This window comes from Streptomyces huiliensis (genome assembly GCF_020037025.1).
Lineage (GTDB): Bacteria > Actinomycetota > Actinomycetes > Streptomycetales > Streptomycetaceae > Streptomyces > Streptomyces huiliensis.
The window spans coordinates 1-13,695 of record NZ_JAIQLH010000008.1 but is presented as its reverse complement, the minus strand read 5'-3'; the positions used below and the strand labels follow the sequence as shown (position 1 = coordinate 13,695).

14 protein-coding genes are annotated in these 13,695 nt (G+C 72.1%); 4 read left to right on the top strand and 10 right to left on the bottom strand.

The genetic code is table 11. The features are described 5' to 3' along the window. Positions 1–78: 78 nt before the first annotated feature. Together JNW98_RS02175 and JNW98_RS02170 are read left to right on the top strand one after the other, a co-directional pair. Complete coding sequence (locus tag JNW98_RS02175) at positions 79–1,239, top strand: sensor histidine kinase (protein ID WP_223766316.1); 1,161 nt, start codon at positions 79–81, stop codon at positions 1,237–1,239. After that, positions 1,236–2,027, top strand: a complete 792-nt coding sequence (locus tag JNW98_RS02170) for a response regulator transcription factor (protein WP_223766315.1) — start codon at positions 1,236–1,238, stop codon at positions 2,025–2,027. The genes JNW98_RS02175 and JNW98_RS02170 overlap by 4 nt, the downstream gene beginning before the upstream one ends. Before the next feature lie 96 nt (positions 2,028–2,123). Here the strand turns inward: JNW98_RS02170 and JNW98_RS02165 are convergent, their stop codons facing one another. Beyond that, positions 2,124–2,579, bottom strand: coding sequence for a MarR family winged helix-turn-helix transcriptional regulator (locus JNW98_RS02165; protein ID WP_223766314.1), 456 nt, complete (start codon positions 2,577–2,579; stop codon positions 2,124–2,126). 88 nt (positions 2,580–2,667) lie between these two features. Between JNW98_RS02165 and JNW98_RS02160 the strand changes: the two genes are divergently transcribed. Next, positions 2,668–3,186 carry a phenolic acid decarboxylase gene (locus JNW98_RS02160; protein ID WP_223766313.1) on the top strand — a complete coding sequence of 173 codons (519 nt, stop codon included), beginning with the start codon at positions 2,668–2,670 and terminating at the stop codon, positions 3,184–3,186. Here JNW98_RS02160 and JNW98_RS02155 read toward each other — a convergent pair. Further along, positions 3,131–3,676, bottom strand: a complete 546-nt coding sequence (locus JNW98_RS02155) for a pyridoxamine 5'-phosphate oxidase family protein (RefSeq protein ID WP_223766312.1) — start codon at positions 3,674–3,676, stop codon at positions 3,131–3,133. The two genes, JNW98_RS02160 and JNW98_RS02155, sit on opposite strands and share 56 nt — an antisense overlap. A 210-nt stretch (positions 3,677–3,886) precedes the next feature. Between JNW98_RS02155 and JNW98_RS02150 the strand changes: the two genes are divergently transcribed. Further along, positions 3,887–5,716, top strand: a complete 1,830-nt coding sequence (locus tag JNW98_RS02150) for a S9 family peptidase (protein ID WP_223766416.1) — start codon at positions 3,887–3,889, stop codon at positions 5,714–5,716. Between the two features lie 79 nt (positions 5,717–5,795). Here the strand turns inward: JNW98_RS02150 and JNW98_RS02145 are convergent, their stop codons facing one another. From JNW98_RS02145 to JNW98_RS02110, 8 genes are all read right to left on the bottom strand, one after another. Then, positions 5,796–6,695: an SURF1 family protein gene (locus tag JNW98_RS02145; protein ID WP_223766311.1), complete on the bottom strand. Its 900-nt coding sequence runs from the start codon at positions 6,693–6,695 to the stop codon at positions 5,796–5,798. 96 nt (positions 6,696–6,791) lie between these two features. Beyond that, positions 6,792–8,072, bottom strand: a complete 1,281-nt coding sequence (locus tag JNW98_RS02140) for a DUF4232 domain-containing protein (RefSeq protein ID WP_223766310.1) — start codon at positions 8,070–8,072, stop codon at positions 6,792–6,794. Beyond that, the gene (locus tag JNW98_RS36800) at positions 8,069–8,905 is read right to left on the bottom strand and encodes a SigE family RNA polymerase sigma factor (protein ID WP_372459141.1); all 837 of its coding nucleotides are present in this window, start codon (positions 8,903–8,905) and stop codon (positions 8,069–8,071) included. The genes JNW98_RS02140 and JNW98_RS36800 overlap by 4 nt, the downstream gene beginning before the upstream one ends. Positions 8,906–9,573: 668 nt before the next feature. Further along, on the bottom strand, positions 9,574–10,845 hold the full coding sequence (locus JNW98_RS02130) for an aspartate kinase (protein WP_223766309.1): 1,272 nt from the start codon (positions 10,843–10,845) through the stop codon (positions 9,574–9,576). Positions 10,846–11,295: 450 nt separating this feature from the next. After that, positions 11,296–11,955, bottom strand: a complete 660-nt coding sequence (locus tag JNW98_RS02125) for a DUF5063 domain-containing protein (RefSeq protein ID WP_223766308.1) — start codon at positions 11,953–11,955, stop codon at positions 11,296–11,298. Continuing rightward, positions 11,948–12,547: a recombination mediator RecR gene (gene recR / locus JNW98_RS02120; RefSeq protein WP_171166601.1), complete on the bottom strand. Its 600-nt coding sequence runs from the start codon at positions 12,545–12,547 to the stop codon at positions 11,948–11,950. Before recR ends, JNW98_RS02125 begins: the two co-directional genes overlap by 8 nt. Before the next feature lie 164 nt (positions 12,548–12,711). Next, entirely contained in the window at positions 12,712–13,050 is a 339-nt protein-coding gene (locus tag JNW98_RS02115; RefSeq protein WP_004939552.1) for a YbaB/EbfC family nucleoid-associated protein, read from the bottom strand. A gap of 445 nt (positions 13,051–13,495) precedes the next feature. After that, the coding region (locus JNW98_RS02110) for a hypothetical protein (protein ID WP_223766307.1) at positions 13,496–13,695 on the bottom strand (200 nt) is incomplete at its 5' end.

Here is a 13,695-nt window from a genome sequence, read left to right as displayed (position 1 = left end):
GGTCGTGCGGGGGACAGTCCGAGGGTCGCGGAGGCCCGGTCGCGCGCGGCTGTACGCGCCTTGCGGCAGGGCGCCCGAATGCACCTGGCGCTCTGGGTGATCCTGGTTTTCACCACTCTGTCCGTGGCGCAGGGCCGGCCCCGTCCGGGCCTCACCGGTGAACGTCTCGCGGTCAGTCTGGCGTTGACCGCCTGCGTGGCGTCCCTGGCCGTCGCGGCGCTGACCCGTCGCGGGAAGCCGGAGGCGGTCACCGTCGGACTGGCGCTGGTCCTGGGGGCCGGCGGCAGCGTCCTGGCCTTCCTCCAGCCTGGTTCCCTGATGATCGTCCCCGTCTCCACCGCCGTCGCGCTGCTCTTCTCGCGTCTGCGGCCCGGGCTCGCCGTCGTGCCGGCGGTGCCGCTGACCGCGGGGATCACCGCCGTCAGCGCGTACGTCAGCACGTCGGGCAACCCGTTTCAGGCGGGGGCGGCCGGCGCTCTGCTGTGCGCGGTGCTCGGCGCCGTCTGCATGTTCGCCCGCCAGGCCCGGCTGCGGCACGACCAGGCCGAACTGCTGCTCGCCGAGCTGGAGGACTCGCGGGAGGCCCAGACGCGGGCCGCCGCGGTCGCCGAGCGCACCCGTATCGCCCGGGAGTTGCACGACGTCCTCGCGCAGTCCCTGTCCGCGCTCGCCGTGCAGCTCGAAGGGGCCCGCAAGCTCGCCGAGCGGGGCCAGGTCGACCCGACCCTGCACCAACTGATCGTTCGCAGCGGTGAACTGACCCGCGAGGGGCTCTCCGACGCACGGCAGGCCGTCGCCGCCCTGCGCGGGGACGAGGCGCCTGTGGCCGATCAGCTCACCGCCCTGGTGGGCCGGTGCCGCCGCGACCTCGCGCTGCCCATCACGCTGTCGGTCGCCGGGCACCCCCGGGCGCTGGCGCCGGAAGCGAACCTCGCGCTCTACCGCGGAGCACAGGAGGCGTTGACCAACGCCGCCCGGTACGCCCCCGGTTCGCCCACCGCCGTCGTGCTGCGCTACACGCCGGAGGCCACCACGCTGACCGTCTCGGACCAGGGCCGGTCCGCGGGAGCGGGAGTCGACGGGGGCGTCGACGGAGTTCCCGCGCCGCCCGCCGAGGCGTGGACCGGCGGCGGGAACGGTCTGCGGGGCATGCGCGAGCGCATCGAACGTGTCGGCGGCCGCACCCACGCGGGGCCCGCCGGGGAGGGGTGGACCGTGGAGATGGAGATACCGGCGTGAACGATTCCGTGGCTCCGATCAGGGTGCTGGTCGCCGACGACCAACGCGTCACCCGCGAAGGTCTGATGCTCCTGATCGGACTGAACGAGGGCATGGAGGTCGTGGGCGGAGCGGCCGACGGCGCGGAGGCCGTGGCCCTTGCTCACGAGCACCGGCCGGACGTCGTGCTGATGGACCTGGCGATGCCGGGGACGGACGGCCTCGCCGCGACCCGGACGCTCCGCGAACAGGCCCCGGGTATCGCCGTGCTCGTGCTGACGACCTACGCGGACGACTCGTCGGTCTTCCCCGCCCTGCGGGCCGGGGCGAAGGGGTACCTCACCAAGGACGCGGGCGCGGACGAGATCGAACGAGCGATCCGGGCCGTGCGTGAGGGCCGGATCTGGATGGATCCGGTGGTCCAGGAACGTCTGATCGCGGTCGTCACCTCCGCGGATTCGCTGCCCTCGGCCGGGCCCGGCCCGAGCGGTCCCCCGCAGGGGCCGCCGGGCGCCGTGCCGCGGATGGATCAGACGGGCGGGGCACCGCGGCCGCTTCAGTCGTCTTCTGCGCCTCAGGGGGCGGAGGGAACGCCCCCACCTCCGTCGGAGCTGCTGACCGCCCGGGAGACGGAGATCCTCACACTGATCGCGGAAGGCTTGTCCAACACCGAGATCAGCGAACGCCTCTTCCTCAGCCGTGCCACGGTCAAGACGCACATCAACCGCGTCTTCGCGAAGACCGGCGCACGCGATCGCGCTCAGGCCGTTCGCTACGCCTACCGTTCCGGGCTGGTCGGCGGCGCTTGACGTCCCGGCGTCCCGCCCGTCCGGGCGGGTCGTCGGGAGCGGCCAGTCGGCAGGAGGCGGATCGTCGGGACGCGGGACGTCAGGACCGGCGGGTCGTCAGGCGCGGCGGCGGTCGGTCGCGTCCTGCCGCTCCAGGGTGATCAGCAGGTCCGCCAGGGCGGGCAGGGCCTCGTCGATGGCCTGACGGCCGGCCGGGGGCAGGGCGTCGAGAGCTCGGCGCAGGGCGGCGGTGCTGGTCCGGTCGTAGCGGTCCAGCATGTCGAGGGCGCGCGGGGTGGCGGACAGCTGGACCGTGCGCAGGTCGGTGGCGGACGGGGTGCGCTCGACCAGCTCCGCGGCGGACATGGTGCGGACGAGGTTGCTGATGGTGGAAGGCGCCGCGCGCAGGCGCGCGGCGGCCTCGCGCGGGGTGACGCCGCCGGTCTCGGCGAGCACGCGCAGCAGCTCGATCTGTGCTTCCGGGAGGTCGGGGAGCCCTTCCGAACGTCGGGTGCGCAGCACGGCGCGGCGCAGGGGGCCGAGCAGCCGTCCGAACTCTGTCGCGGTGTCCATGACTCCATTGTGCCGGTGAGTTCTTTTTGCATCAAACAAGTTTTGTTGCAAAATGAAGTGTCCACTTCGCACTCCTTGGAGGTAGATCATGGGTACGCTCAGCGACCTCATCCCGGCGCAGGACCTCTCCGGAATCGTCGGCCACCGGTTCGTCTACACCTACGCCAACGGCTGGCAGTACGAGATGTACGTGAAGAACGACCGCACCATCGACTACCGCATCCACAGCGGTCACGTCGGCGGCCGCTGGGTCAAGGACCAGGAAGTCGATCTCGTACAGCTCGACGAGGACAGCTACAAGGTGTCCTGGACCGAACCCACCGGCACCTCGGTCTCCGTGAACATCATGCCGGGCAAGCGCCGTCTGCACGGCGTGATCTTCTTCCCCGACTGGATCCGGCAGCACGGCGAGCGGACGGTGTGCTTCCAGAACGACCACCTGGACGAGATGCGCGCCTACCGCGACGCCGGACCGACCTACCCGATCTACGTCGTCCCGGAGTTCGCCCGGATCACGTTCTCCGAGTACGTCGGGGCGGACGACGACTCGGTCATCTCCGTCGCCCCCGGGGACCTTCCGGAGGGCTGGGCCGAGCGCGTCGGCTGAACGGCCCCGGGTTGTGGAAGGTGAACATCTTCTCGGGATCGATGCGGGCCCATGCCACATCCTTGAGCCATTCGTCCCACAACGCCTTCCCATGCAGTTCGATCAGGCAGCTCTCCAGGGCCGGGTCCTCCGCCGGTGAGACCCGAACGGCCTTGCCGTGCACGGTGATCTGCATCCGTTGGCCGTCGAAGACGGTGGCGCTGACCGCCGGGCGGCCGCGGATGTGGCGGACGCGCACCGAATCCGGGCCGGATCCGAAGTGGAAGCGGCCCCGGTAGAAGTGTCCGTCGACGGGACCGACCCGGGGGTCGCCCGAGACACCGGCCGTGGCCAGCGCCATGATGTTGATGCCGTCGAGGGCGGCCACGACTCCGGCCGCGTCCAGCCGGCGCTCCTCACCGATGATTCTTCGCAGATGAGGACCCGCACCGGCATAGCTGTCGTCGAGCAGGTGCTGGAGAGCCGTCATGTCCTCCGGTGTCTCGTACATGTCCCCACTATGAGTCGCGCCACTGACAGCGGGCGGCGAACAGCCCCACAAACGGCCGGACCGGGCCGACAACCACCCGTCGGGGTTATGGAGTTATCCACAAGCGGGTGGTTGTCCACAGACTCGGCGCCGGCCGGACCGGATGTCGGCGGTTCGGCGCAGAATGGGGTCATGACTGAGAGCAACGGGGCCCTGCGGGGCGACGAGTCCATGCCCGACTGGGAGAAGCGCTTCCGGGCGCCCCGCACGGGGCTGCCCGGATGGGCGGAAGAGGCGCCGGACCGTTCGCTGTTCACGTCCAACGCGACGGGCACCTACGAGGTGTACGCGTGGGACCGGGCGAGCGGTGAGCGGCGGCAGGTGACGGACCGCCCCAACGGCACCACGGGCGGGATACTGACGCCGGACGGCGAGTGGATCTGGTGGTTCTCGGACACGGACGGCGACGAGTTCGGCGTCTGGATGCGGCAGCCCTTCCACGGTGGCGCGGACGAGCCGGCGGTGCCCGGCCTGGAACCCTCCTACCCGAGCGGGCTGGCCCTGGGCCGGGACGGCACGGTGGTGATCGGCCGGTCCACCGACAAGTCCGGTTCGTCGGTCCACGTGGCCCGGCCGGGCTCCGAGCCGGTGGAGATCTACCGGCACGACGAGTCGGCCGTGGTCGCCGGACTCTCCCACGACAGCACCCTGATCGCGGTCGAGCACACCGAGCACGGCGACGCCATGCACTCGGCGGTCCGGATCCTCCGGCTGGACGGCACGACCGCGGCCGAGCTGGACGACACCCAGGGCGGCACCCAGGAACTCGGGCTGTCGGTGACGGGCTTCTCCCCCGTCCCCGGCGACTCCCGGCTGCTCCTCGGGCACCAGCGGCGCGGCCGGTGGGAGCCCCTGCTCTGGGACGCGGTCACCGGGGAGGAGACCGTGATATCCCTCGACCTCCCGGGCGACCTGAGCGCCGACTGGTACCCCGACGGTTCCGCCCTGCTCGTCGAGCACAACCACCACGCGCGCAGCGAGCTGTGGCGCTACGACCTGGCGGACGGCTCTCTGAGCCGCCTCGACACCCCCTCGGGCACGGTGTCCAGCGCCATGGCGCGTCCCGATGGGTCGGTGGAGTTCCTCTGGTCCTCGGCGGAGATGCCCCCCGTGGTCCGCTCGACGGCGGGGCACGTGGTGCTGGAGGCGCCCTCCGGGACGGACGGGGTGATCCGGGCTCCCGAGTCGGTCCCGGTGGAGGACATCTGGGTGGACGGGCCCGGCGGCAAGGTGCACGCCCTGGTGCAGAAGCCCGCGGGTGACGGCCCCTTCCCGACGGTCTTCGAGATCCACGGCGGTCCGACCTGGCACGACAGCGACGCCTTCGCCGCGGGCCCGGCGGCCTGGGTGGACCACGGCTTCGCGGTCGTCCGGGTGAACTACCGCGGCTCCACCGGCTACGGCCGGGCGTGGACGGACGCGCTCAAGCACCGCGTCGGGCTGATCGAGCTGGAGGACATCGCGGCCGTCCGCGAGCACGTGGTCGCCTCCGGGCTGGCCGATCCGGAGAAGCTGGTGCTGTCGGGCGGCTCGTGGGGCGGGTACCTGACGCTGCTGGGGGTGGGCACGCAGCCCGGCGCCTGGACCGTGGGGATCGCCGCCGTCCCCGTCGCGGACTACGTCACGGCGTACCACGACGAGATGGAGGCCCTGAAGGCTCTCGACCGCACGCTGCTGGGCGGTACCCCCGAAGAGGTGCCGGAGCGCTTCGCCGCCTCGTCGCCCCTCACCTACGTGGACGCCGTCCGGGCGCCGGTTTACATCTCGGCCGGGGTGAACGACCCCCGCTGCCCGATACGCCAGGTGGAGAACTACGTGCGGCGGCTGGAGGAGCGCGGCCACCCGCACGAGGTGTACCGGTACGACGCCGGCCACGGCTCACTGGTCGTGGGGGAGCGGATCAAGCAGCTCCGGCTGGAGATCGCTTTCGCGGAGCGTCATCTGGGGCTTCGCGAGCTTCGTGACGACAGCCCGGAGCACCGGAGTCCCGCTACGGCGTGACGCCCGGCTACGGGGTGACGCCCGGCACGGGGGCGGGGTCCGGCTGTTCGGAAGCGGGGCCCTGACCGCCTGCTGGGCCCTAACCGGCCGCAGAGGACTGGTCGGCCGCAGGGGTCTGGTCGGCCGCGGGAGTCTGATCGGCCGTGCTGGTTTGGTCGGCCGTTCCGTGAGCGGTAGCCCGGGCTGCCGCGGCGAGCGGTCCCGGGTCCGGGGCGAGGCCCAGTCGCGCGTCCCGCTCGGCCTCGGCCTCGCGCCGGAACAGCCGGAACCACATGAAGAGCACGAAGCCGACGAAGACGAACCACTCACCGGTGTACCCGAGGTTCTGGAACGCCTTGAGGTCCAGGCCGGTGTTGGGCGGGGCAGCCGGCGGCACCGGGGTCAGGGGGGCGGGCGCGTCCGTCGCCGTGATCCAGGCGTCATGGACCTGATACGGGAGGAGGTTGACCAATGAGGCGGCGCTGATCACGCCCAGCTGGCCGGTGGGCAGACCGCCGGTGCGCACGCCCTTCGACGTCGCGCTCTCCGACGACTGGAGGGCGCCGGCGACGGTGACCCGGCCGGGCGGCGGGGCCGGCACCTTGGCCGTGTCCGCCTTCGAGCCGGCGTCGCCGGGTACCCAGCCCCGGACCACGGGCAGCGCCTTGCCGTCGTCGGTGCGCAACGGCGTCAGGACGTAGAAGCCCTTGCGTTCGTCGAGGTCGCGGTCGGGCACGAGCAGCTGGTGGCCGGTGTCGTAGCGGCCGGTGGCACTGGCCTTGCGGCCCGAGGTCTCCGTCGTCACCGGCAGCAGGTCGCGCAACGGCGTGGCGGCGGCACGGCGCGCCTCGTCGGCCTGGGTCTGCTGTTCGTGGTGCGAGTCGACGCGGGTCTCGAAGCGGCCGAGCTGCCAGCTGCCCATGAACAGGCAGAAGGGGATGGCCAGCACGGCGAAGACGTTGATCCCCCACCAGCGAGGAGTCAGCAGGAACCGGTACACACCCCACACGGTACGGGGAACGCGGAGCGTGACGGCAGGCGGCCCTGAGGTTCGGGCCGCCCCCGCGGAGGCCGGCTCGCGGAGGCCGGCTCGCGGCTACGCGGTCGGGGCGGCGGCCGGCAGGGGGCCCGTGTGGTAGACGGTCCCGGCGCACGCGTCGGGTATCCGGGCCTCCGCCGCGGCCGGCTCCCCGGCCACCGGGGTGTTGGTGAGGGTGACGCTGCCCGTCGGCGCTGGAGGGGCGGGCGTCGCGGGCGGCACGACGGCGGGTGAGGAGGGTGACGGGGAGACGGCGGGGGCTTCGGCGACCCGGCCGCCGCCGGTTCCGGTGGGAGCGCCGGCTGCGGGGGGCGGGGTGGTGCTGCCGCCGGTCTTGGTACAACCCGACGCTCCGCCGTCCCCGGTCGGGACCCAGGCGAACTTCACCACGTACGCCTGCCCGGGCCGGAGCACCACCGCACTGGGGGCGTGCTCCGGGTCGGGGAGACCGGCCGCCGGGTCGCCGGTGGTGTGGTCGACGACCGAGACGCGTGCCTTCTGGGAGCCGCCTCCGGTCTGGGCGACCAGCTCCCCGGGGCCGGTCACCGCGCACGAGGCCCGCGAGACGTTGACGATGCGGAACGCGCCGTAGACCCGGCCCGCGGCATCGGCGGCGCCGACCGAACCGGAGCCCTTGCCGAGCTGATCGCGGTCGCAGGTCGGGGCGGCGGCGCTGAGCGTGACACCGGGCGTCGGGGAGGCGCTGCCGACGCTGTCGCGGGGGCGGCTCGGTTCCCGGCTCGTCCGCGGGGCGTCAGAGTCGCCGCTCGGCTGTTCGACACGGTGTTCGCCACGGGCGGCCGTGTCGCCACCACCGGGCCGGGCGGGGTCGGCGGTACCGCCGCGGTGGCCCTCGTCGCCGACCGTCTCCTCGGCGTGCCGGTGGCTGTTGGCGGCGTTGGCGGGACGGTCGTCGGAGCCGCCGACGCCGACGGTATCGGCGACGTGCATCAGAGCCGGCACCGCCGCCCCGATGAGCACCACGGCCGCCACCGCGCCGCCCAGCGCCTGGCGCCGGCGGGTACGCCGGGCGGGCACGGCGCGGCGCAGGTGCTCCAGCGCGTCGTCGGCGGGCTCGAGGTTCTCCACGGCGCCCTGCAACATCCGGCGCAGCGCCTGCTCGTCGAGGGGCTGCTCGTCGAGAGGCTGCCCGGCACGGGATTGTTCGTTGGGGGAGTGTTCGTTCACGTGCTGCTCGTTCGGGTGCTGTTCGCCCGGGTGCGGCGGTTCGGCGGGCGGCTGCCCGGGGTGGGTGGACGTCGGATCGTTCGGGGAGGACGTCCATCGGTTGCCGCGGCGGTGGCCGAAGCGGCTGTCGCCCGGGTTGCGGTGGTTCATGCCGGAGCCTCCATGGCGACACGGAGCGCGGCGATGCCCCGTGAGCCGTACGCCTTGACCGAGCCGAGCGAGAGGCCCAGCACGTCGGCCACCTGGGCCTCGGTCATGTCGGCGAAGTACCGCAGGACGAGCACCTCGCGCTGCCGGCGCTGCAGGCCGCGCATCGCCTTGATCAATTGGTCTCGCTCCAGCTGTTCGTACGCCCCCTCCTCGGCGCTCGCCATGTCGGGCATCGGCTTGGAGAGCAGCTTGAGACCCAGGATGCGGCGGCGCAGCGCGGAGCGGGACAGGTTGACGACAGTCTGCCGCAGGTAGGCCAGGGTCTTTTCCGGGTCGCGGACCCGGTTGCGGGCGGAGTGCACGCGGATGAAAGCTTCCTGCACGACGTCCTCGCAGGAGGCGGTGTCGTCCAGGAGCAGGGCGGCCAGACCCAGCAGCGACCGGTAGTGCGCCCGGTAGGTCTCGGTGAGGTGATCGACGGTGGTGCCGACGGCCATCGGCGTGTCAGCGCTGGGCGCCAGGGCTTGCCGCGTCGCTTCCTGACGCTCCCCGACGCTCCGCGCGTCGATGGCCTGGCCCCGGGTGGGCTGGGCCGGGATGCGTGCCGTGGTCCGCTCCGACGGGGAAACCGGGGCAGTGGAGTCGGCGGGGCCCGGGCTCGAGCCGGAGGCGGGTGACGCGTCCGGAGTGCCCTGGGTGTCCGGAGTGGCGGAAGTGGCCGGAGTGGGAGACCAGGGGGCGATCACCGGCATACCGCCCGCAGCACGCGTACGCGAGCGCGCGGCGACGCTTCCGCGCCTCGGGACCGTTGCGATGCTGATGACCTCTGCCACGCCTGTTGGACACGCTTCCCCCCACCAGGGTTGTACGCGCTCAGCGCCCCGGCCGCCGACGTGTCACGGACCGCCGCGCCGTGTGCCGCCATGCGTACCAGCCCTTCCTCATGCCGCGAAACGCCCTGATCCCCGGCCTCCTTGAGCGAAGACGGCAAGCAGGCCTCCGCCGGACGGCCGGGCCTGGCGCCGCTCCCGTACCGCCGCCGGTCAGGGGCGGCGTGAAGCGCGCGCGACGGGAAGCGCCCGCGCGAACGGAACGTCCGCGCAGTTCAAGGGGCCCGGACCAATGACTTGATCACAGAACCTTCACACGTTCCCCAGTATTGCCGAGCACCCGTCCCCGCCGCCACGAGTTCGGTGATCCGAGGGCGGCGGGATGCGGACTCGGTGCCACCGGTCGCGTCCACCGGAGCCGGATCCCCGTCGCCGCCGCGAACCGCCTGGGCGAACCCTCCCCGGCGACGGGAGAGTTCACACCTCGATGCGACCGGCAGCGGACGCCGCCAAGCACCATCTCGCCTGCTCCGCCGATCGGTTGGCCCGACGGGCGGAGTGCCCGACGGCAGGACGACGGCAGGACGACACCGGGGCGACGCCGGGGCCGGCGAACCGGCCCCGGGATCGGGAGCGCGCGCGGGAGCGGAACCGGAGGAACCGGAAGCGGGTCAGCGCCCGGTGCCGCCGTACACGACCGCCTCGTCCGTGTCACTGTCCAGGCCGAACGCGGTGTGGACGGCGCGGACGGCCTCGTTCACGTCGTCGGCGCGCGTGACGACCGAGATGCGGATCTCGGAGGTCGAGATGAGCTCGATGTTCACGCCCGCGTTGGACAGCGCCTCGAAGAAGGCCGCAGTGACCCCCGGGTTGGTCTTCATACCCGCGCCGACCAGCGAGATCTTGGCGATCTGGTCGTCGTACCGCAGGTGCTCGAAGCCGACGCGGCCCTTGGTCTTCTCCAGCGCCTCGATCGCCTTGCGGCCCTCGGCCTTCGGCAGGGTGAAGGAGATGTCCGTGAGACCGGTGGACGCCGCCGAGACGTTCTGCACCACCATGTCGATGTTGATCTCGGCGTCCGCGATGGCACGGAAGATCGTCGCGGCCTCGCCCGGCTTGTCGGGCACCCCGACGACCGTGACCTTCGCCTCGGACGTGTCGTGCGCGACACCCGAGATGATCGCCTGCTCCACCGGCTGACCTCCTGGAGGCTCGTTGCTCACCCATGTGCCCTTGAGCCCCGAGAAGGACGACCGCACATGGATCGGGATGTTGTAACGGCGCGCGTACTCGACGCAGCGGTGCAGCAGCACCTTGGAACCGGAGCTCGCCAGCTCCAGCATGTCCTCGAACGAGATCCACTCGATCTTGCGCGCCTTCTTCACCACGCGCGGGTCGGCGGTGAACACGCCGTCGACGTCCGTGTAGATCTCGCAGACCTCGGCGTCCAGCGCGGCGGCGAGGGCGACGGCGGTGGTGTCCGAACCGCCCCGACCCAGCGTCGTGATGTCCTTCTTGTCCTGGGACACACCCTGGAAGCCGGCCACGATCGCGATGTTGCCCGCGTCAACCGACTGCTTGATGCGCCCAGGCGTGACATCGATGATGCGCGCCTTGTTGTGGACCGAGTCCGTGATGACGCCGGCCTGGCTGCCCGTGAACGACTGCGCCTCGTGGCCGAGCGTTTTGATCGCCATGGCCAGCAGCGCCATGGAGATCCGCTCTCCGGCGGTCAGCAGCATGTCGAACTCTCGCCCGGCAGGGATCGGCGATACCTGCTCGGCGAGGTCGATCAGCTCATCCGTCGTGTCACCCATCGCGGAAACCACGACGACGACCTGGTGGCCGTTCTTCTTGGCTTCCACGATTCGCTTGGCGACCCGCTTGATGCCTTCGGCATCGGCAACGGAGGAGCCTCCGTACTTCTGCACGACAAGGCCCACGTGCGCTCCTCGCAGCTCTGTGTAATGCGGTCGGCTCAGTCTAACGAGCGGCGGGATCGAGCCCTCGGGGAGCCGCATGCTGAGACGTCGTCGGCCATCCCCCGACGTGGGTTCAGGGGAGCCCGTAAGGGGCGTGGGAAAGCCCCGGCAAGCCCCTTACGGGAACTCCGGGGCGCCCCTTACGGGAAAACGGGAGTTCTTGCGGCGGGTACTCATGCGGAGACGCGATTCTTCAACCGGCCTTCAACCGGCCTTCAACCGGCCTTTCCATCGGCCTTCAACCGGCCTTTCCATCGGCCTTCAATCGGTCTTCAACCGGCCTGATTCCGCCGTGAAATCGGCGAGGGCAGCGGAATGGCTACCCGACGACTGATGACCGCTGACCACCGCCCGCCGCCTCGCCGCCCGACACCCGCCGCGCGTCACCCACCGCCCGTCACCCACCGCCCGTCAGAGCGAGCGGAGCCGAGCGGCCGTTCCGCCGATTTCCGCGGCCATGACCCGTCCGGCCTCCTCCTCCAACTGCTCCTCCGTGCCGACGGCGTCCGTGTCCAGTCCGTCGAGTTCGTCGAGGGGCTGGTCGAGACGGACGTGGGCGACGAGGGACTGGAGGGCCCGGAGGCAGGCGGAAGCGGTGGGACCCCAGTTGGAGAGGTACGAGAACTGCCACCACCACAGGGCTTCGCTGACGCGGCCGTTCCGGTAGTGGGCCATGCCGTGCCGCAGGTCGGTGATGATGTCGGCGAGATCGTCGGAAATCCGGCAGGCGACGGGCTCGCTGCGCGGCACGTACGGGTCGAAGACCTCGGAGTAGACGTCGACCGGGTCGAGGAGCGTGGCGAACCGCTCGCGCAGCTCGTCGACGTCCGGCTCCGGGCCCACGTCGGGCTCGTAGCGCTCGTCGGGCAGGAAGTCCTCGTGCGCGCCGAGCCGGCCGCCCGTGAGGATGAGCTGGGAGATCTCCAGCAGCAGGAACGGAACGGCGCTGTCCGGTTCGTCACCGCGGGACACCTCGGTGACGGCGACGATGAAGCTCTCGATCGAGTCGGCGACGGAGACGACGAAGTCGTCCGGTTCGCGCTTGGCGTCGTGAAGCGTTGCGTCAGACATCGAGAAGTCGTCTCCCTTCGAAGGCACGCCCGAGCGTGACCTCGTCGGCATATTCCAAGTCTCCGCCCACAGGCAGCCCACTGGCGAGCCGGGTGACTTTGAGCCCCATCGGCTTCACCATGCGCGCCAGGTACGTGGCCGTGGCCTCGCCCTCGAGGTTGGGGTCGGTGGCGAGGATCAGCTCGGTGACAGCACCGTCCGCGAGCCGGGCCAGCAGCTCGCGGATACGCAGATCGTCGGGGCCGACGCCCTCGATGGGGCTGATGGCCCCGCCGAGGACGTGGTAGCGGCCGCGGAACTCACGCGTCCGCTCGATGGCGACGACGTCCTTGGGCTCCTCCACGACGCAGATGACGGCCGGGTCCCGGCGCGGGTCCTGGCAGACCCGGCACCGCTCCTCCTGCGCCACGTTGCCGCAGACGGCGCAGAACCGGACCTTCGCCTTCACCTCGGTGAGGGCGTGGGCGAGCCGACGGACGTCGGTCGGCTCGGCCTGGAGGATGTGGAAGGCGATCCGCTGCGCGCTCTTCGGACCGATGCCGGGCAGCCTGCCCAGCTCGTCGATGAGGTCCTGGACCACGCCTTCGTACACGGATCGGGTTCTCCTTCTCGGGTGGGGCTTTCCGGTGCGGCCCGTGAGCCGGAGCCGGTCGGGGCCTGTCAGGGCCGGTCGACGCGACCGGATCAGGGTCGGCTCGGTGCCGGCTCAGGGACGAGTCGGGGCCGGGTCGGGGTCCGCCCCGGTCGTGGCCGGTGTCAGAACGGCAGCCCGGGGATGCCGCCGCCGAGACCCTGGGCGAGCGGACCGAGCTTCTGCTGCTGGAGCTGCTGGGCGGCGTTGTTGGCGTCGCGGACGGCGGCGAGGATCAGGTCGGCGAGGGTCTCGGTGTCCTCGGGGTCGACGGCCTTCGGGTCGATGACCAGCCCCTGGAGCTCGCCGGCGCCGCTGACGGTCACCTTCACGAGGCCGCCGCCGGCCGAACCCTCGACGGGGGTCTCCGCCAGCTCCTGCTGGGCTGCGGCGAGGTCCTGCTGCATCTTCTGAGCCTGCTGAAGCAGCTGCTGCATGTTGGGCTGGCCACCACCGGGGATCACGGCTTCGCTCCTGTGCTCTCGCGACTACGGGTACGACGGCGCGCCGTGCGGCACGGCTGGGCGTCGCGCGGTCCGACGCGGGGTCGGTAGCCCGAGCCTACGTGTTCGTCGGGCGCGGCGCGCCATGCGAGGGCAAGAAGTCCGGGGAGGGCGGCCCGGCGGTGGGTTCACGGCGCGAGCGGCGCTGTGGGGCGCTGTGGGGCGCTGAGAGGCGCCTTGGGGCCAGAGGGTCACCGGGGCGCGGGAGGGGAGCGAGGAGGCGCCGCGGGCCGTATTCCGGGGCGGGGGGGCGGGGCGCACTCAGGCTCGGGAGGTACGGCGAGTGCGTACCCGGCGGTGGGCATGCCCGGACGGACCGGGGCGACCATGCCCAGCCGGACCCGGGGGCGACCGGCGGACAACCGGCCCCCCCTTTCCCAGCCCGCCCTTCCGGCCCGCCCCGCCGCTACTCGTTGGCGATCTCCTCGATCACCGTCGCACCGAGTTCGCGGACGATCAGGTCGTGGCCGGTGAGGGCGGTGTCGTCGAGGTCGGGGTCGTCCTCGGCGGGCATGTCGTCCTCGAGCGCGACCGGCGGCGGCTCGGGCTCCCGGTAGGGCTGCGCCGGAGCGGCCGGGGCGGCCTGGTGCGGCGCCGCCGGGCCCG